The sequence below is a fragment of the Yersinia artesiana genome, assembly GCF_902726545.1.
Taxonomy (GTDB): domain Bacteria; phylum Pseudomonadota; class Gammaproteobacteria; order Enterobacterales; family Enterobacteriaceae; genus Yersinia; species Yersinia artesiana.
Map to the genome: position 1 here is coordinate 21,741 of NZ_CACVAD010000008.1, position 18,087 is coordinate 39,827.

Sequence of the window (18,087 nt, forward strand, 5' to 3'; positions counted from 1 at the left end):
TTATACTTCAACCAATATTAAACGGCAGTTTAACTTTCTCAAAGTTAGAAATGTCACTGTCATAACGCATACTGTAAGAATTAATAACTTTTATGTGACCATTCTTGCAAATAAAAATCATTCTTTAAGACATGCCCTATGGCGGTATACACTTAAAAAAGTATATCTTTTCATGATGTTAATTTTATTATTCTGACGTGATTTGGGTAAAGTCTCGTTGCTTTTTTGTCCCTTAATGGGAAATAAGGTCATTGCTATGAAATCAGGCCGTTTTATTGGGGTGATGTCGGGAACCAGTCTGGATGGTATCGATGTTGTTCTGACTGCCATTGATGAGCGCATGGTGGCTCAGCAGGCCAGTTATTGTCACCCGCTGCCGCTCCAGCTAAAAAAAGACATTCTCGGTATGTGCCAAGGGCAATCAACCACGTTATCTGCCGTGGGTAAGCTCGATGCGCAATTAGGAATACTATTTGCCGAAGCAGTGCTGGCACTACTGGCCAAAGAGGGGCTGACAGCACAGGACATCACGGCAATTGGCTGTCATGGGCAGACGGTATGGCATGAGCCACTGGGTGAACCTGCTTTTACCATGCAATTAGGTGACAATAATCGTATTGCCGCCATGACAAAAATTGCCACTGTCGGGGATTTTCGCCGCCGGGACATGGCTTATGGTGGGCAAGGCGCACCGCTGGTTCCGGCCTTCCACCATGCGTTATTAGCCCATTCCACAGAACGGCGCATGGTGTTGAATATCGGCGGTATCGCGAACTTATCGATGCTATTACCTGATTTGCCGGTGCGCGGTTTTGATACCGGGCCGGGGAATATGCTAATGGATGCCTGGATTTGGCGTAATCGTGCGCTACCTTATGACAAGGATGCTGCCTGGGCACTATCGGGCCAGGTTAATCAGTCATTGTTGGAACTGATGTACAGTGACCCCTATTTTGCGAAACCGGCACCAAAAAGTACCGGACGCGAGTATTTCAATGCCGGTTGGCTGGATAAGCAATTGAATAAAGTCCCCGGTTGCAAAGCTGAAGATGTCCAGGCGACATTAGCGGAGCTAACCGCACTCGCCATTGCTGAGCAAGTTCAGTTGGCCGGTGGCTGTGAGCGGCTGCTGGTGTGCGGCGGCGGGGCGCGGAATCCATTAGTTATGTCACGGATGTCAACTTTACTGCCGGGTACCGAAGTGTGTGTCACTGATGATTTTGGCGTCAGTGGCGATGATATGGAAGCACTGGCATTCGCCTGGCTGGCTTTTCGAACCTTATCCGGTAAATCGGGTAATTTGCCCTCGGTGACCGGAGCCAGTTGCGAAACCATTTTAGGAGCAGTCTATCCTGTATCGTCACGATGACGGTGATAAGCTGCCATGACTCCAGGTGGCTTATTCACGCAAGAAGGATGGCAAAATGAAACATCTATTTGGCTCGACGGCAATATTGGGTACAGCAGCAGTATTGATGCTGGCGGGATGCAGTTTGGTGCAGCCAAAAAACGAAACTTTGCATTACCAATGTGGCACCACCAGGCTGACGGTCATGCAGGATAATAAACAGGATAAAGTCAGTTTAGTGCTGGACGGCAAACAGCTCACCTTGCCGCAAGTACGTGCTGCCTCTGGGGCTAAATACAGTGACGGCCATTATGCTTTCTGGTCGAAGGGCAATACGGCTTTTGTTGAGCGTGACGAAAAAGTCATTATCAATGACTGTATGTTGATAAAATAAATACTTTTATCAAGTAATCCGGCGGTTGTCGGTTCAGGGTGATTGTGATTGTGATTCTGCCGCTGCAAGGGCAGAATGATGATCACTGCTTTCCTGTGCATGACCGAGCTTATATGACTGACAGTAATGAATTTGATGTTGCAGACTTGCGCCGTGAATATATTCGTGGCGGTTTACGCCGCAGCGACTTAACCGAAAATCCATTGGAATTGTTTGAGCGCTGGTTAAAACAGGCTTGTGATGCGCGCTTACCTGATCCGACAGCCATGTGTGTGGCAACCGTCGATGCCAACGGCCAGCCTTATCAGCGGATTGTGCTGCTCAAACATTATGACGATCAAGGATTGGTGTTCTATACAAACTTAGGCAGCCGTAAAGCACAGCAATTGGCTGAAAACCCGCATGTCAGCTTATTATTCCCTTGGCATATGCTTGACCGGCAAGTCATATTCCTTGGCACAGCAGAGCGCCTTTCCACCCTCGAAGTGCTGAAATATTTCAGTTCTCGCCCCAAAGATAGCCAGATTGGTGCTTGGGTATCCCAGCAATCTTCACGTATTTCTGCCCGAGGTGTGCTGGAAAGTAAATTCCTGGAGCTGAAGCAAAAATTCCAGCAAGGTGATGTGCCACTGCCCAGTTTCTGGGGTGGATTCCGCGTTAAATTTGATTCGGTCGAGTTCTGGCAGGGAGGCGAACACCGTCTGCATGACCGATTTATCTATCAACGGAATGCAGATGCCTGGAACATTGACCGTTTAGCGCCGTGAGAATGATGAAATAATTGTGGTTAAGCCTAGCGCTCATCGGGCGCGCGCTTTATTCTATACCCGTCATACTTCAAGCTGCATGCGCGTTGACTGCTTTCGTTCGCCCCAGTCACTTACTTGAGTAAGCTCCTGGGGATTTGCTCAATTGTCGCCTTCCTGCAACTCGAACTATTTAGGGTATAAATCCGCGTTACCTCGTAAAAGACAAATTTTTTGTAAAAATAATTTTGTAAAACAATGGAGTCGTTGATGACCAGCAGCAACCTGATTAAACAATTGCAAGAGCGGGGCCTCGTTGCCCAGGTTACGGATGAAGACGCGTTAGCAGAGAGACTGGCGCAAGGGCCAATTTCACTGTATTGCGGTTTCGATCCTACCGCAGACAGCTTGCATTTGGGTCATCTGGTTCCGTTGTTGTGCCTAAAGCGCTTCCAACTGGCAGGGCATCGCCCGGTTGCTTTAGTGGGTGGTGCGACCGGTATGATTGGTGACCCAAGCTTCAAAGCCAGCGAACGTAAACTGAATACGGCAGATACGGTGAACGAGTGGGTGGAGAAAATCCGTCGGCAGGTTTCGCCATTCCTCGATTTTGATTGCGGTGACAATAGTGCTATTGCGGCCAACAACTACGATTGGTTCGGTGGCATGAATGTGCTGACATTCCTGCGTGATATCGGCAAACACTTCTCTGTTAATCAGATGATCAACAAAGAGGCCGTCAAACAGCGTTTAAATCGCGACGATAGCGGTATTTCATTTACCGAGTTTTCCTACAATTTGTTGCAGGCTTATGATTTTGCTTGCCTGAATAAAGCGCACGGCGTTGCATTACAAATTGGGGGATCTGACCAATGGGGTAACATTACCTCCGGTATCGATTTGACTCGTCGTCTTCATCAGCAGCAGGTTTATGGCCTGACCGTACCATTAATTACCAAAGCAGATGGCACCAAGTTCGGTAAAACCGAAGGTGGCGCGGTGTGGCTTGATCCGAAGAAAACCAGCCCTTACAAATTCTATCAATTCTGGATCAATACCGCAGATGCTGACGTTTATCGCTTCCTGAAATTCTTTACTTTCATGAGTCTGGAAGAGATTAACACACTGGAAGAAGAAGATAAAAACAGTGGCAAAGCGCCGCGCGCTCAGTATGTGTTGGCGGAAAATGTCACTGGTATGGTGCATGGCGAAGAAGGTCTGGCGGCGGCTAAACGCATCACTGCCAGCTTGTTCTCCGGTGATTTAAACGACATGACAGAAGCTGACTTTGCTCAACTGGCGCAAGATGGCATGCCAACCATTGAACTGACTCGTGACGCCGATTTGCAGCAAGCGTTGGTCAATGCGGAGTTGGTGCCTTCTCGTGGTCAAGCTCGCACTATGATTAGCTCTAATGCGGTGGCGATTAATGGTGAGAAGCAATCTGATCCGGAATACACTTTCACGGATGCTGATCGTCTATTTGGTCGCTATACCTTATTGCGCCGTGGTAAAAAACATTATTGCCTGATTAGCTGGCTGTAAGAGTAAAAAGAAAAATAAGGGGCAAGTATGTCCCTTATTTTTTTGCTGATGGTTTATTCACTTTAGGCCGTACCAATGAAAAATATACTTTCGATTCAGTCACACGTTGTTTTTGGCCATGCAGGTAATAGTGCGGCTGAATTCCCTATGCGCCGGATGGGTGTTAATGTCTGGCCATTAAATACCGTTCAGTTTTCGAATCATACGCAATATGGTCACTGGACGGGATGTGTTATGCCAGCCAGCCATCTGACTGAAATTGTACAAGGTATTGCCGATATTGATCGGCTGAAAGATTGTGATGCCGTATTGAGTGGTTATATTGGCTCACCAGAGCAAGGTGGTCATATTTTAGCGGCAGTTGCGCGGGTGAAACAGGCTAATTCTAACGCTTGGTATTTTTGTGACCCGGTCATGGGGCATCCTGAGAAAGGCTGTATTGTGGCCCCCGGTGTAGCAGAGTTCTTTTGCAAAGAAGCGTTACCCGCCAGCGATATCATTGCGCCAAATCTGCTCGAGCTGGAGCAACTCAGTGGCGTGCACGTAGACAATGTTGATCAAGCGGTAAAAGTTGCCCGCGACCTTTGTGCGAAAGGGCCAAAAGTTGTTTTGGTCAAGCATTTGAGCCGTGCCGGTTATCACCGTGACTGTTTTGAAATGTTATTAGTGACCATGGATGATGCCTGGCACATCAGCCGTCCACTGGTAGATTTTGGCACCCGCCAGCCAGTGGGTGTGGGCGATTTGACCAGTGGATTATTGCTAGTCAATCTACTTAAAGGCGAGCCCTTGGATAAGGCGCTGGAGCATGTGACGGCGGCGGTATATGAAGTGATGTTGAAAACTCAGCAGATGGGTGAGTATGAACTTCAAGTGGTTGCGGCACAGGACGCTATTGTTAACCCTTCCTGTCATTTTACTGCGACGAAATTATAATCCTGGTCTGTAGTGCCCCTTATTTAGGGGCACTTCAAATAAGTGATTTTCTTATTTCTTCACGTCTTCTGCCGCCAGCGCCGCTTTCACTGCCGGACGTTCTGCTACCCGCGCCATATATTTATCTAAATGACTGCGCTGTTTAATTTCAAGCTTCAGTGCATTTGCCCAACGAGTCACGGTAAAGAGATAAGCATCGGCCACGCTGAATTTTGAGCCTAACAGATAATCATGTTTTGCTAATTCACCATCGACATAACTGAATTGCTTATCCAGCCGTTCACGGGCGATAACTTTGTATTCGTCAGGTGTTTTCGGGTTAAACAGCGGGCTGAAACCTTTATGTAATTCAGTCGCAACGAAGTTTAACCACTCAATGGCGTGGTAGCGAGAAAGGGTGCCGGATGGCGCAATCAGGTGGCGGTCAGGCACTTTATCTGCCAGATATTGTACGATGGCTACACCTTCAGTGAGCAGGCTTCCGTCATCCAGTAACAGGGCAGGTACTTGTCCTTTCGGGTTGATGCGTAAATAGTCTTCACCCGTTTCAGTTTTTTTAGTCGCCAAATCGACACTTTCAATACTGAAATCTAGCCCCGCTTCACGTAATACAATATGGGGAGACAAAGAGCAGGCACCGGGTTTATAGAACAATTTCATCATAAACTCCTCAATAGCATACTGAAAGAAAAAAGCTTCCATTAATCCTAAGACAGGCAGACAAAAAATGCAGCTAATGCAATGTAATATAATTGTGCAAGAAGTGAGAAGTTGACCTACAGCAGTATATTTCCCCCACTGTAGGCCATCCATGACAGTTATTTTCTGTCAGTGGAGATAGTTACCGTGGTGGACGTGCTGGACGTGTGCTGATCGAGGCAGACCAGCTAAAGGTGGTGGTGCTTGGTGCTGTTTTTTTGGTTTTTCTTTCTACGCGGGTTAATTTTGCGACTTGTTCGCGGGCATTCATGATTTTTTCTATGGCTTCGTCTTTCACTTTATTTTGTTCTGAGTTGGTTAATGCCCTTCCTAAATTTATCCTGGCTTTATCGAGTTGCGTTTTGACGTCACGTTGCTCACTTTCGGTCATTTCTTTTAATGTCAGCTTTTTCATTTTTTTTGCCTTGTTTGCCTCAGTCCTACCTAGTGTACAACTTTATCCTAAGTGGAGATGTAAGAGATTGCGATCTGGGCGACATTAATCACGATAAAAGCCTGTTAGTGACTTCAAATAGAGAATCCGCTCTCGCTCTCAGCGAAATAACGCCAGGAGCGGAGCATTTAGAGTATTACAGCAATCGCGAACCGTAGCCCCACAGTAAAACGGTGAGGCCAAGAAGTAATTCTAAAACCAGCACCCCGATGGCAAAGGTAGAGCCTGAGAAGATAAAACCTTCTTGCCGGTCAATATTGAGGAAGGCGGGGATACCCAGATACATCAAGTAACCGGCATAGCAAAGTGCAATCACCCCGACCAATAAGCACAACCAGATAATTGGGTAGAGGGCGACCACTCCGGCCAGCAACATCGGTGTGGCAGCATAACCGGCGAATAAGGTGCAGTGTTGCCAACTTGGGCGGCTTTCATAGCGGCGTGCCATCCAGTAAATCACCCGCCCCATCAGTGCTACGGCCGCCAGAATCAAGACATAAAAAATGACTGCGGAATAGAGTGCGGTTAGAGGCGCCAGTTTTATAGTCTGCCCATCACCAAAATTCCAACCGACTTGCGTGGTGCCGATAAATGCACAAATCACCGGGATGGCTGCCATCAGGAGAATGTGATGAGCGTACATGTGACGTACACTTTCGCCCTCACGTTTGATTTGCTGAAACTCCTGACCGGGATGGGTCATAAGCCCCCAAACATGGTTGATCATAAATCACCTCCTGATCGGTTATCGACCGCAGATAACAGGCGTATATCAGCCTGAGATATGGGGTACTACTCTGCGATATAAAGTGAGTATAGTTTATTTTTTGTACACCAAGAGTGTGACGTTATTCACATTGGTGTTGGGCGGCGGTGCAGACATAATTAGAGGGAATGAATAAGATAAATCGACAATACTATTTGATGAGTTAATCACCGGAGTAGATCATGGGTATTCAGGGAAATGATAGTCGTATCGACAATATAGAGTTTGCTGTCAGTGATATTGCCCGTTCAAAAGATTTCTACGGGACGGTTTTTGATTGGCGCTTTACTGATTATGGGCCGAGCTATTGTGAGTTTACCGATGGTCGATTGACAGGAGGGTTCACCTTAGGGGAAGTTCAGCCTAATGGTGGGCCACTTGTCATTTTGTATGCTGATAATTTAGAACAGATGCAAAAACGTTTGGAACAGGCGGGCGCCAAGATTGTCATCCCGATATTTGCTTTCCCGGGTGGGCGGCGTTTCCACTTCACCGATCCGGATGGATATCAGTTGGCCGTATGGTCAAATAACTGACAGCTCGCAGAAATCAACTCCAAACTGCTAACAAACTCCAACGGCTCGATCTTGCAAGGTGAAGGCAGGTAGAAGAGTAAAGCGTCCGCGCCAAGGATGGCGCGGGTCGAGCCCCCAGGGATGGGTTTACGGCGTCTTTACGATCTGCCTGTTTTCACCGATGCGAGCACTTTGTCATTAACCTCAAGCGCTCCCGCAGGAGCGCTCTTAGCCAGCCAGCAAATTAAACGGCGGCGGCAGGAGAGGGTTTGTTGCTGTCACTCGGTGCCAATGTCATGCGATACAGTTTTGGTGCGGTCAGCATCATCAGAACAGCGATGATAGCGGTCACAATACCAATCTGCATAAATACATGGCTATAGATAGCAAGTGATGCATGGGCGTCGGTGATATCACTTGGCACCGCAGTCAATGCAGCAACTTTACCGGCGATCAGGGCAGCCGCGGCAGTGGTCAGGAACCATGACCCCATGATGAAGCCCATTAAACGCTGCGGCACCAACTGTGCGACCATCGCCAGACCCAGACCTGAAATCATCAGTTCACCGATGCTTTGCAGCGCATAGCTAAGGATCAACCAGTTGACGGAAACAATGCCGTGTTCGTTGGCGAAGCTTGCACCCCATGGCAGCACCAGGAAGGCTGCGGAACAGAGCACCATGCCGAAAGCAAACTTGTGCGGCATTGGCAGGCGGTCGCCCATTTTGTTATAGACGGCAGCCAGTATTGGGCTGGCAACCATAATCCAGAATGGGTTCAATGCCTGATATTGTTCCGGCTCAAAGGCAATGCCAAAGATGGAATGTTCAACGTTATGAATAGCGAAGAAGTTCAGCGATGTTGGCATTTGGCTGTACAACACAAAGAATACCACCGCTTCCAGCATCAGCAGGAATGCGACGATCATTCTACGACGTGCGGTACCGTGCAGTGAGAATGTCTCTTTGGCAAAGATAAAAATAATGCCGACAGAAACCAATGCTAATGCCCAGCGTGCCACTATTTGGTTGTGCAGCAGCCAGCTTGACAGTGCGATCAGAGCAACGACACCCACCAAGACCATCAGCAGCTTTTTAAATTGTAATGGGGCAAAGTCAGGTTTAGAACCTTGATTTTTCACCCATTTGCGGCAGAACCAGAAGTTCACCAGCGTGATCAACATCCCGACAACACTCAGTGAGAACGCCACGCTCCAGCCATATTTAGCGGCTAACCATGGGGTTGCCAACATAGAGAAGAACGAACCGATATTGACGGACATATAGTACATAGTAAATGCACCGTCCAAACGCGGATCGTCTTTGTTATAGCAGGTTGACAACAGGGAGGATGGGTTGGCTTTGAACAAACCATTACCAACGGCAATAGTCGCCATGCCGAGATAGACCCAGAAAATGTCATGACCGGAGTAGGCTATCATGGCATAACCCACTGCCAGCGTCAGCGCACCCAGCACAATAACGCGTTTTGCACCGAGGACTTTATCTCCTAACCAGCCACCAATGGCAACAAAACCATAGACCAGGGCGCTGAAAGATGAGAACAAGGTGATAGAGTCGGCTTCGCTCATCCCGAGCATTTTCACCAGATAGACGGCCATGATCCCTTGCAGGCCGTAATAACCAAAACGCTCCCAAAGCTCGATAGAGAAAATCAGGTAAAACGCTTTCGGTTGCTTGAAAGCATTCATACTGATTTCGGGTTGGCTGTTGTTTGGTGGTTGTTGATTGTTGTTTGCAGTTGACACGGAAACCTCTGTTTTCACTACCCGCCATAAATGACAGGAAAGACAAAAGTGAATGCGCGAGATGGCATCCTTTTGCGTTGTTATAAGATGTTTAGCGGCGGTTAATGTTCACTATCTTTGTCAACGAGACAAGTCCTTTGCAATACTCTGTTACATATATATCTGTCAATGCGATAAAACCATGTTACAAATGTTATGCAGTATTAACGTTTATGTTTTCGCTGTTTGGCGAATTTTTGTTTTGATTAAATGCTGAACTGATTTTAATCAGGCATATATTCTGCTATTTAGGATTTTTATGGTTCATATCGTTACCTGTATGTGAATAACCAAATCAATATTGTGCTTATAGGGTAAAATCTGAAATTATGCAAAATAAGGTCAAATGTTAATCGGGTTAAAGCAGGAGCTGACGGCCAAATTGAGATATTAATCGGAAAATTGTGAAAATTTTTGGCCTTAAAAAGGCTTATACAGCAGAACATGTGGTGAAAGGGCAATGATATACTGCACCCAATCATAAAAATCTGAGTGTCACTATGGATATCAAACAGCTTATCTATCTGTGTAATTTGGAGCGCGAACGGCATTTTGGCCGAGCCGCTGAAGCCAGTTTTGTTAGCCAGCCTACCTTGTCGATGCGTTTGAAAAATCTGGAGCGGGAGTTGGGTGTTGCACTGATAAACCGTGGCAATAATTTTGAGGGATTTACCGCAGAAGGTGAGCGCGTATTATCGTGGGCAAGAGAGATTGTCTCTGTTTATCAAGGGCTAAAACTGGAAGTCGAGTCCCTCAAAAATGGGTTGAATGGCACGCTACGTATTGGTGTGGTGCCACAATGCAGCATCTCATTGGCTCGATTGCTGAAAAGCGCCAGTGAGCGCTACCCTCATCTGGACTATCGGGTATCAGTATTAAGTGCTGATCAGTTACTTGAAGCGCTGACCGGCCACTCCGTCGATGTGGGTATTGGATTTTTTGAATTAACCACACTCAATGAGCTGCATTTTCAAGCTCAACCCTTGGTCGATAGTGGGGTTGATGTGGTGTTTCATCCCGGCCATTTCCCTGAATTGACAGGTACCGAGCCGCTGACACTTTCTCAGGTAGCGGCATTACCACTGTGTCTGGCGGAACCTAGCCGTTACTTCCGCCGTTATCTGGATAATAGTTTCCGCGATGCTGGGTTATCACTGCATGCCCGGCTGGAAAGCGCATCGATACTTCAGTTGCTGCAAGGGATTTTTGTCGGGCTGGGTTGCGGTTTATTCCCTCAGGGCAGTTTGCTGGCAGAGATGTCTCCGGCATTACTGCGCAGGCCGGTAGATATTCCCAAAATGAGCCGACATGCTGCGGTGGTGGTGGCTGAACCAGGACGTGTGACACCGCTGGCCCAGCACTTCTTTGACGTCGCCCAAGAGTGGCTGATTTCCCACGAGGCGTAATAACTGAGGTGATCGTCGAATTTACACCCTTTGCCCCAGAGTATGGCGTAACCGGTTAGTCCATCCGGCCGAGGCGGCGCTGAAGATGATGCCCAGCAACTGTTTATCACTGAGGCCCATCGCCCGCAACGGGCTAATATGCTGATGGCCAAAGCGCTCCGGTGCGCGGGTCAGTTCGGCGGTGACAGAAATAAGCTGGTGGGGGATTTGCTCAGTGGGTTGTACCGCTAAAGCCTGGCCGATCCCCGTCTGTAGTGCGGCTAATAATGCGCTATCGCCAGTTAGTTGTTGCAAATTATGCTGATGACGAGCCTGGCAGTAGCGGCTGCCATTAATGCGGGCGCTCGCCAGTGACACCCATTCTTGCCAGTCTGCGGGTACTCGCTCAGCATTATCCAATTGCGCGGCAATAGCACTGTAGGCGTGCAAACTCTCTTGATGATGTGAGAGCAACTCATTAAGTGTCAACTCGCTAGCCGCTGGGATGTCCTCGGTTGCAATGGCGTCGTTTGGTGCCAATGAGGGCAGCCAACCTTGCCACTGTGGCTCACTATCTGATAACGGAGCTGGCGGGGCATCTTCCATACGCGGAAAGCCGGGTAGCATGACGGTCGGATAGCCCGCTTGAGCAGAAAAACCGGCAACCACTCTGGCCTGAAATCCAACAAAACCAATTATCTGCGATAAAACGATAATATCTGCATCGGTTAGCCCTACCTCAGCCAGTTGTTGCAGTGCATGTCGGTCAATCAGTGTCGGTTGGCTGGCGAGTTGGCGCGCAAATTGGGTGATTTGTGTCAGCCGCATATTACTTTCCCGCGAGGCATCTGGGCTGGAAAGTGGCGTCAGGCGGGCAGCATAGTGACTGCATAAACGCTGAATGCCGGTAACCTGCGCGACAGTCAAGGCGCTGCTTAATCGGTCATAGAGGGAAAATGTATTTTCGCGATTGAGTTCGATAACTGGTGGGAAAAGCGCCAGATACATGGCATCTGAGGCAGATAAAATAGCCGAGTAGTGCTGCAAGGTGTGAGTTAATGCCAGTGGAATATCGTTAGCTAAACAGAGCAGGAAAATGCCTTGCTCAAGGGGGGCGCTACTCTGATATGGATTACCGATGTTGCCACTATTGGTTGTGTCACTTTCGTCGGCAACCTGTGCTGCAAGGACTCCACCACTGCGTTGAGTTTCATGATACCAGTGAGCATTATCTTGTCGTCTAAATTGCACCATAATAACCTCCGTTAGGGGCAGCAACGCGCCAAAGTTAAAGGTGAATGTGGGGGAAGCGCCTCTCCAGACGGCAGGTACAGATGAATGCTGAACAAAGTGGGTATTGCGGTATCTGGCTGGGCGTTATGTAAAGTGCGAGGTATTAACATCGGCGAGATATCCTGTTGTTTTATGGAATGAACACGGTGGATATCATTGCTGATTGAGTTGGCGAGATAAAATAATGTTAAACCATAATCAATAACTAAAAGTAATAACATATTATTATATATAACAAAAATGTTGTTACGTTAGTTAATAACTGGCTAACGAGGGTATCAGACTCAGTGAGTGAAGGGTTTACCGCACCTAGGGGCGCTCCGGCGACTCCGTCGCTACGACCCCAACGGCACGATTCCCCTTCATTTGACTTTGTTAGCAGTCACCAATAGCTTTGCCATTAATCTCATATAGGATCATAAAATTTCCGCGATCAGACGATCGCGGAGACAAGTTGGTTTACGGATAGCGTTACAACGTCACATTAATTCTGGGCGGTTAGAAATTTGCGCTATCCCGACGCCAGGCATCTGCGGTCAGTGCTTCACCAAAATGACTTGAAATCAATCGTTTAGTCAAATCATGCAAGGGGGCAGCCAGCACTTCTGCGGTGCTGCCGCGCTCCACAACTTCCCCTTGATGCATCACAATCACCTGGTCACTGATATGCTTCATCATGCCTAAGTGTTGCGTTACATAAATATATGATATGCCGTGCTTTTCCTGTAACTCCAGCATCAGATTAATAATCTGCGAACGCATCGACATATCCAGTGATGCCAAAGCTTCATCGGCAACAATCACTTTTGGCTGCAAGATCAATGCCCGCGCCAGCGCGATTCGCTGTTTCTGACCGGAGGCCAACATATGAGGGTAGTAATTAGCGTGGTCAGGCAATAACCCTACCTGGCGCAAAGTCTGATTGATGCGCTGTTCCCGTGCTGCGGCGTCTAAATCGGTATTCAGTTTCAGTGGGGCATCCAGCAGTTGGCCGATGCGTTGGCGTGGGTTAAGCGAGGTACTGGGATCCTGAAAAATCATCCGAATACGCTGGCTACGATAAGCATAATCGCCATACACCAGACGGTGGTCGTCAATGAGCAATTCACCGTCAGTCGGTTCAATCATACCCGACAGCATTTTTGCCAGGGTAGATTTACCCGAACCATTCTCACCAATAACCGCTAGTGTTTGTCCTTCGCGTAAGGTGAAACTGACCGCTTTGACCGCCTCCACATGCTGGCGACGAAACAGCCCAGTGCGATAGCGAAAGGTTTTGCTCAGGTTACGGACTTCGAGCAGTGTCTCGGCCATTATTGCTCCTCCAGATTTAAGGGGAAGTGGCAGGCAAAGGCATGGCTTTTCACCAATCGCAAGCGCGGTGTTTCGATACAGGTTTTCTGGGCGTAAGGGCAACGTGGCCCCAGACGACAGCCAATCGGCAGGTGTTCCAATGACGGTATCGCCCCCGGCAAAGTATTCAGCCGACTTTTGTGTGGCAGAGAGCGGCCAAAGTCAGGCATGGCGCGGATCAGCGCCTGAGTATAAGGGTGGTGTGGGGAAGAGAGCAGGTCTTCACAAACCGCACTTTCCACTGTCTGGCCGCAATACAACACATTAATCCGGGTGGCCCATTTGCTCATCATCTGCAAATCATGGCTGATGAGCAATATCGTGGTGTTGTTGTTTTGATTCAGCCGCGCCAGCAAACGGAAAATCTGTGCCTGAGTAGTAGGTTCCATCGCATTGGTGGGTTCATCGGCAATCAATAACCGTGGTTGATTGGCCAGCGCGATAGCAATCATCACTTTCTGGCATTCGCCTTCGGTCAGTTCGTAGGGATAGCTGCCCATAATATCTTTATGGTCTTTGATCCCCACCCGGTGCAGCAGTTCGATTGCCCGCCGTTTACGCCAATGAAATCGCTGCCACCAGCGGCCTTTGTAAGTCCAACCGGGGATAGCTTGCACCAATTGCCGACCAATACTTTCTGATGGGTCCAAACAGGATTGTGGCTCCTGAAAAATCATCGAGATATTATGGCCGATCACCTTACGTCGCTCACGGGGAGTCAGTTGCAACAAGTCAATATCATTAAAGCGGAAACGGTCAGCGGTAATACGCCAGTTGTCTTTGCTTACACCACAAATAGCCTTGGCAATCAAGCTCTTGCCTGAGCCTGATTCACCGACTATTCCACGGACTTCCCCCTCAGTAAGGGTGATACTGATGCGGTCAACCGCCTTCACCATCCCTTCGGCGGTCATAAACTCAATGGTGAGGTTACGAATATCCAGTAATGGCATTATTCCACCCCCGCATTAATGGCTCGGCGCATACCATCACCTAACAGATTAACCAGCAACACACTGACCAAAATCGCTGCACCGGGCAACATCACTGTCCACGGCGCGACATAAACTAAATCCAACGAATCTCCGAGCATTGCGCCCCATTCTGGCGAGGGTAACTGCGCGCCCAAATCGAGAAAACCCAAGGCCGCAATATCCAAAATTGCCATTGAGAGTGCGCGAGTAAATTCAGTGACCAACACTGCCGCGATATTAGGCAAAATAGCATAGGCCAAAATATGCGGAGTAGACGCACCATCCAGACGGGCAGCAATGACATATTCTTTATCCAGTTCATCATGCACCGCACTGTAGATGGTACGCACCATGCGGGGCAGCAGCGCCAGCCAAACCGCGAACATGGCGTGTTCCAGACTTGGGCCGACAAAAGCCACCACAATAATGGCTAGCAGCAGCGAGGGGATAGAGAGCAATGTATCGAGCACATGATTAAGAATGGCTGAACGAAAACCGTGGGTGATACCTGCGAACACTCCGAGGATCAGGCCACACAGTGCTGCCGCCACTGTCACCAACAGCGCCGATCCATAAGTGGACGCGGTGCCCGCTAATAAACGGCTTAAAATATCGCGCCCTAAGTCATCGGTGCCCAGGAAGAAAGAGACATTGCCGTAACGTGACCATGAAGGGGGCAGTAATTGGTAGCCCAAAAACTGTTGATCGAGCGCGTAAGGGGCCAGCGTGCTACCCAGCACACAGAGTAATAATAAACCCAGCACGCCATAAAACCCCACCATTGCCAGGCCATCGGCATAGAAAAGCCGCCAGGTATACAGCAGCGGGCTGGGCATTTTCTTCTCGCGGTAGACATTATCGAAGGGCATACCATTCCTTATGCTTTAACGGCGTCATCATCGCGCCCAGAATATCCGACAGGACGTTAATGACGATAACCAATGAACCAACCACCATCACACCGGCTGAGATTGCGGCATAATCTTGTTGTCGAATTGCATTGATTAGCCAACGACCTAACCCCGGCCAGTTAAACACCACTTCGGTTATCATCGCCAATGTCAGCATGGTTGAGAACTGTAACCCCAATTTTGGAATGATCGGCGGTAAAGCATTGTGCAACACATGGCGACGAATAATGGTAAATCGGGACAAGCCGCGAGTTGCTGCCGCTTTAATATAGTTTTGCCCGATAACATCATCGGTACTGGTGCGCATTAAACGAATGACTTCCGTGGTGGGGGCTACGGCCAGAGCTGTAATGGGTAAAATCATATGTTGTAGCGCACTGAGCATCATATCTTTACGATATGGCGAGGGTGACAGCCACGCATCGACTAACGCCAGCCCGGTGACGGGTTTGACTTGATACAACAAGTCAAAACGCCCAGAAACCGGCAGCCACCCTAAATGCAGTGAAAAGAACAACATTAGCAGCAGAGCCAGCCAAAATACCGGGATTGAGAAACCGATAAGTGCAATTGAACTGATCGCCAGATCGGCAAATTTGCCGCGCATCACTCCGGCAATAATCCCCAGCGGAATGCCGACAAACAGCGCCAGGGCAAAGGCCAGAACACACAACTCCATAGTGGCAGGAAAAGCCTCGCGCAGTTGCTCGCTGATGGGCTGACCATTAATGCTGGAAACGCCAAAATCCCACTGAAGCAGGCTGCTGAAATAGAAACGATAAGCATCCAACAGGGATGCGCCATTTAAAGGGGCATGAGGGGTAAAATAGCTCAGGCTAAAACTGACCAATGACAACATAAATAATGTTATCACCAGCAGTAATAAGCGCCGTAAAGTGAAGATTATCATGGCTTTTTGCCCTCATCGCGATTGCTTTCGTGAGACTGGCTTTCGCGTAGCTGGTTTTCGCGAAATACCCCGGCAAAAGAAGAGTTACCAAACGGGCTTAAAACTAAACCTTTAATATCATAACGGTATGCTTGTAACCGTAAGGATGAGGCCAGAGGTAACAGCGGCAGTTGCTGTTCCAGAATGCGTTGGGCTTGCTGATAATATTCAATACGTGCCGATAATTGCTGGGAACGTAAGGCTTTTTGCAATAGCTCATCAAACTCAGGGTCACACCAATGAGCATAGTTTGTTTGCGAACGAATTGCCGCACAGCTTAATAGCGGTCGGAAGAAACTGTCGGGGTCATTACTGTCGGTTGACCAGCCGGAGAGCGTCAGATCGTGGCTCATCTCCATCAGGCGAGCTTCCTGGAAACGGCCTTCGACCGGCACGATATTCACCGTAATCCCGACCTGCGCTAAGTCTGCTTGTATCAACTCCGCCGTTTTTAATGGGCTGGGGTTATAGGACTGCGATGCCGTCGGTACCCATAAGTTGAGTTGCAGCTTGGTGATACCCAGCTCTTTGAGGATCGCTTTGGCCTTTTCCGGATTATATTCAGTCACCTGAGCCTGATTATCATAAGCCCATGATGCACGGGGCAAAATGGATGCCGCAGTTTCCGCCGTACCGTAATAGATTGATTGCATCAATCGTTGGTTGTTAATAGATAATGCGATTGCCTGGCGGACACGTTGATCATTCAGCGGCGGTTTGCGGGTATTAAAGGCCAAATAAGCCACGTTCATCCCTGGGCGCAGTGTCAGACGCAGGCGGGGGTCATCGCGTAAAATAGATAACTGGCTCGCGGCGGGATAGGCCAGCACATCACACTCACCGGTCAGTAATTTAGATAAACGGCCAGTCCCACCCGCGCCCAGATCAATGACGACCTGCGGCATACGTGGCAAACCTTTCCAATAATCACTGTTACGGAACAAACGAATATATTGCCCAGATCTATATTCGTTTAACAAGAAGGGGCCAGTGCCTACCGGCTCGCGGTCGATCTGCTCTTGTCGGCCCTTTTGGGTTAATACATCGGCATACTCGGCTGACAGGATGGGCGCATAGTGAGTTGCTAAATGCCAAAGGAATGATGCATCCGGAGCTTTCAGTTTAAATTCAACGGTATAGTCATCAATTTTTTTGACGCTTTGCACGGCATCAGCAAATTGTAGGCTATCAAAGTAAGGATATTCACCGCCGTTAACATCATGATAAGGATGCTGCGAATCCAATACCCGTTGGAAGCTAAACACCACGTCATCAGCATTCATCTTGCGGGTGGGAGTAAACCAATCAGTGGTCTGGAAAGGGACATCTTTACGCAAATGAAAACGGTAGGTAGCGCCGTTATCCAGCACTTGCCAGCTTTCCGCCAGTTCAGGGCTTAACCGGTAGGTATAGGGGTCCACATCTAATAGGCGATCATAAAGCTGAGCGGCCAGAGTATCGATAGTTAATCCGCTACTGGCCATCTGTGGGTTGAAGGTATTCAGTATCCCACTGACACAATAGACAAAACCGCGCTGACGGATATCCGGCAGGGGCTGAGTCGGTTCGGCGGCTGGGGCAGGTTGCGCCAGTGCTGGGGTCGCAAGGCAAGCTAGCGACAGCATCCAAATCGATAGCATCAAAATAAGTAATGCACGCATAAACGCTTCGCAGTAAGTAAGCAATACACTTAGTGTACCGTAATCTGGCACGCCTCCCAATCCATTGAGCAAAACAACTGTGCTGTCCGCTGTTTGTTGCAGCAATTGAGCGCGATAAACAGCAAATTATTGTTTATTCACCGAGAAATATTGAATGAATCATTGACGGGAAAGGTTTTTCATTCTGAATTTGTGCATAAATCCATCAGAATCAGTGTGGGAATGAGAAAAATTCTCAACAAAGTGTTTGCAAGTGCTATTGATAACTATTATCATCATTTTGCTCTTCGGAACAAAGCCTAAAGTTTCAGGCTTTTGACAGAAAAGCACGACATTGCTCACATTGCTTCC

At 48.5% G+C, this 18,087-nt stretch carries 17 protein-coding genes; 7 read left to right on the top strand and 10 right to left on the bottom strand.

Annotation, left to right across the window (positions count from 1 at the left end):
• Nucleotides 1-256: 256 nt before the first annotated feature.
• The 5 genes from anmK to pdxY all read left to right on the top strand — a co-directional run bounded on the left by anmK (nt 257) and on the right by pdxY (nt 4,969).
• The gene (anmK, locus tag HU019_RS03980; RefSeq protein ID WP_174847724.1) at nt 257-1,369 is read left to right on the top strand and encodes an anhydro-N-acetylmuramic acid kinase; all 1,113 of its coding nucleotides are present in this window, start codon (nt 257-259) and stop codon (nt 1,367-1,369) included.
• A gap of 55 nt (nt 1,370-1,424) precedes the next feature.
• The gene (locus tag HU019_RS03985; protein ID WP_174847723.1) at nt 1,425-1,742 is read left to right on the top strand and encodes an MliC family protein; all 318 of its coding nucleotides are present in this window, start codon (nt 1,425-1,427) and stop codon (nt 1,740-1,742) included.
• A gap of 113 nt (nt 1,743-1,855) precedes the next feature.
• Nucleotides 1,856-2,509 (top strand): pyridoxamine 5'-phosphate oxidase, encoded by a 654-nt coding sequence (gene pdxH / locus HU019_RS03990; protein ID WP_174847749.1) that lies wholly within the window; start codon nt 1,856-1,858, stop codon nt 2,507-2,509.
• Between the two features lie 249 nt (nt 2,510-2,758).
• A complete protein-coding gene (gene tyrS / locus HU019_RS03995; protein ID WP_174847722.1) occupies nt 2,759-4,033 on the top strand; it encodes a tyrosine--tRNA ligase in 1,275 nt (424 codons plus the stop codon).
• Nucleotides 4,034-4,108: 75 nt separating this feature from the next.
• Nucleotides 4,109-4,969, top strand: a complete 861-nt coding sequence (gene pdxY, locus HU019_RS04000; RefSeq protein ID WP_174847721.1) for a pyridoxal kinase PdxY — start codon at nt 4,109-4,111, stop codon at nt 4,967-4,969.
• Nucleotides 4,970-5,020: 51 nt separating this feature from the next.
• Here the strand turns inward: pdxY and gstA are convergent, their stop codons facing one another.
• From gstA to HU019_RS04015, 3 genes are all read right to left on the bottom strand, one after another.
• Complete coding sequence (gstA, locus tag HU019_RS04005) at nt 5,021-5,629, bottom strand: glutathione transferase GstA (RefSeq protein WP_174847748.1); 609 nt, start codon at nt 5,627-5,629, stop codon at nt 5,021-5,023.
• A gap of 181 nt (nt 5,630-5,810) precedes the next feature.
• Entirely contained in the window at nt 5,811-6,083 is a 273-nt protein-coding gene (locus tag HU019_RS04010; protein WP_174847720.1) for a YjbD family protein, read from the bottom strand.
• A 175-nt stretch (nt 6,084-6,258) separates the two neighbouring features.
• Nucleotides 6,259-6,849: a Yip1 family protein gene (locus tag HU019_RS04015; protein ID WP_174847719.1), complete on the bottom strand. Its 591-nt coding sequence runs from the start codon at nt 6,847-6,849 to the stop codon at nt 6,259-6,261.
• Nucleotides 6,850-7,070: 221 nt separating this feature from the next.
• Between HU019_RS04015 and HU019_RS04020 the strand changes: the two genes are divergently transcribed.
• Nucleotides 7,071-7,424 carry a VOC family protein gene (locus HU019_RS04020; protein ID WP_019083067.1) on the top strand — a complete coding sequence of 118 codons (354 nt, stop codon included), beginning with the start codon at nt 7,071-7,073 and terminating at the stop codon, nt 7,422-7,424.
• Nucleotides 7,425-7,647: 223 nt separating this feature from the next.
• On the opposite strand, the gene dtpA is transcribed toward HU019_RS04020, so the two are convergent.
• Nucleotides 7,648-9,171, bottom strand: a complete 1,524-nt coding sequence (gene dtpA, locus HU019_RS04025; protein ID WP_174847718.1) for a dipeptide/tripeptide permease DtpA — start codon at nt 9,169-9,171, stop codon at nt 7,648-7,650.
• A 539-nt stretch (nt 9,172-9,710) separates the two neighbouring features.
• On the opposite strand from dtpA, the gene HU019_RS04030 reads away from it, so the two are divergent.
• Entirely contained in the window at nt 9,711-10,616 is a 906-nt protein-coding gene (locus tag HU019_RS04030) for a LysR family transcriptional regulator (protein WP_174847717.1), read from the top strand.
• A gap of 21 nt (nt 10,617-10,637) precedes the next feature.
• Here HU019_RS04030 and HU019_RS04035 read toward each other — a convergent pair whose 3' ends face one another.
• The 6 genes from HU019_RS04035 to sapA all read right to left on the bottom strand — a co-directional run bounded on the left by HU019_RS04035 (nt 10,638) and on the right by sapA (nt 17,736).
• Nucleotides 10,638-11,849 (bottom strand): CMD domain-containing protein, encoded by a 1,212-nt coding sequence (locus HU019_RS04035; protein WP_174847716.1) that lies wholly within the window; start codon nt 11,847-11,849, stop codon nt 10,638-10,640.
• A gap of 537 nt (nt 11,850-12,386) precedes the next feature.
• Entirely contained in the window at nt 12,387-13,202 is an 816-nt protein-coding gene (sapF, locus tag HU019_RS04040) for a putrescine export ABC transporter ATP-binding protein SapF (RefSeq protein ID WP_174847715.1), read from the bottom strand.
• Nucleotides 13,202-14,194, bottom strand: a complete 993-nt coding sequence (gene sapD, locus HU019_RS04045; protein WP_174847714.1) for a putrescine export ABC transporter ATP-binding protein SapD — start codon at nt 14,192-14,194, stop codon at nt 13,202-13,204. The genes sapF and sapD overlap by 1 nt, the downstream gene beginning before the upstream one ends.
• A complete protein-coding gene (sapC, locus tag HU019_RS04050; protein ID WP_174847713.1) occupies nt 14,194-15,084 on the bottom strand; it encodes a putrescine export ABC transporter permease SapC in 891 nt (296 codons plus the stop codon). Before sapC ends, sapD begins: the two co-directional genes overlap by 1 nt.
• Nucleotides 15,071-16,036, bottom strand: coding sequence for a putrescine export ABC transporter permease SapB (gene sapB, locus HU019_RS04055; RefSeq protein ID WP_174847712.1), 966 nt, complete (start codon nt 16,034-16,036; stop codon nt 15,071-15,073). The genes sapC and sapB overlap by 14 nt, the downstream gene beginning before the upstream one ends.
• A complete protein-coding gene (gene sapA, locus HU019_RS04060) occupies nt 16,033-17,736 on the bottom strand; it encodes an ABC transporter substrate-binding protein SapA (protein WP_174847711.1) in 1,704 nt (567 codons plus the stop codon). Before sapA ends, sapB begins: the two co-directional genes overlap by 4 nt.
• Nucleotides 17,737-18,087 lie beyond the last annotated feature (351 nt).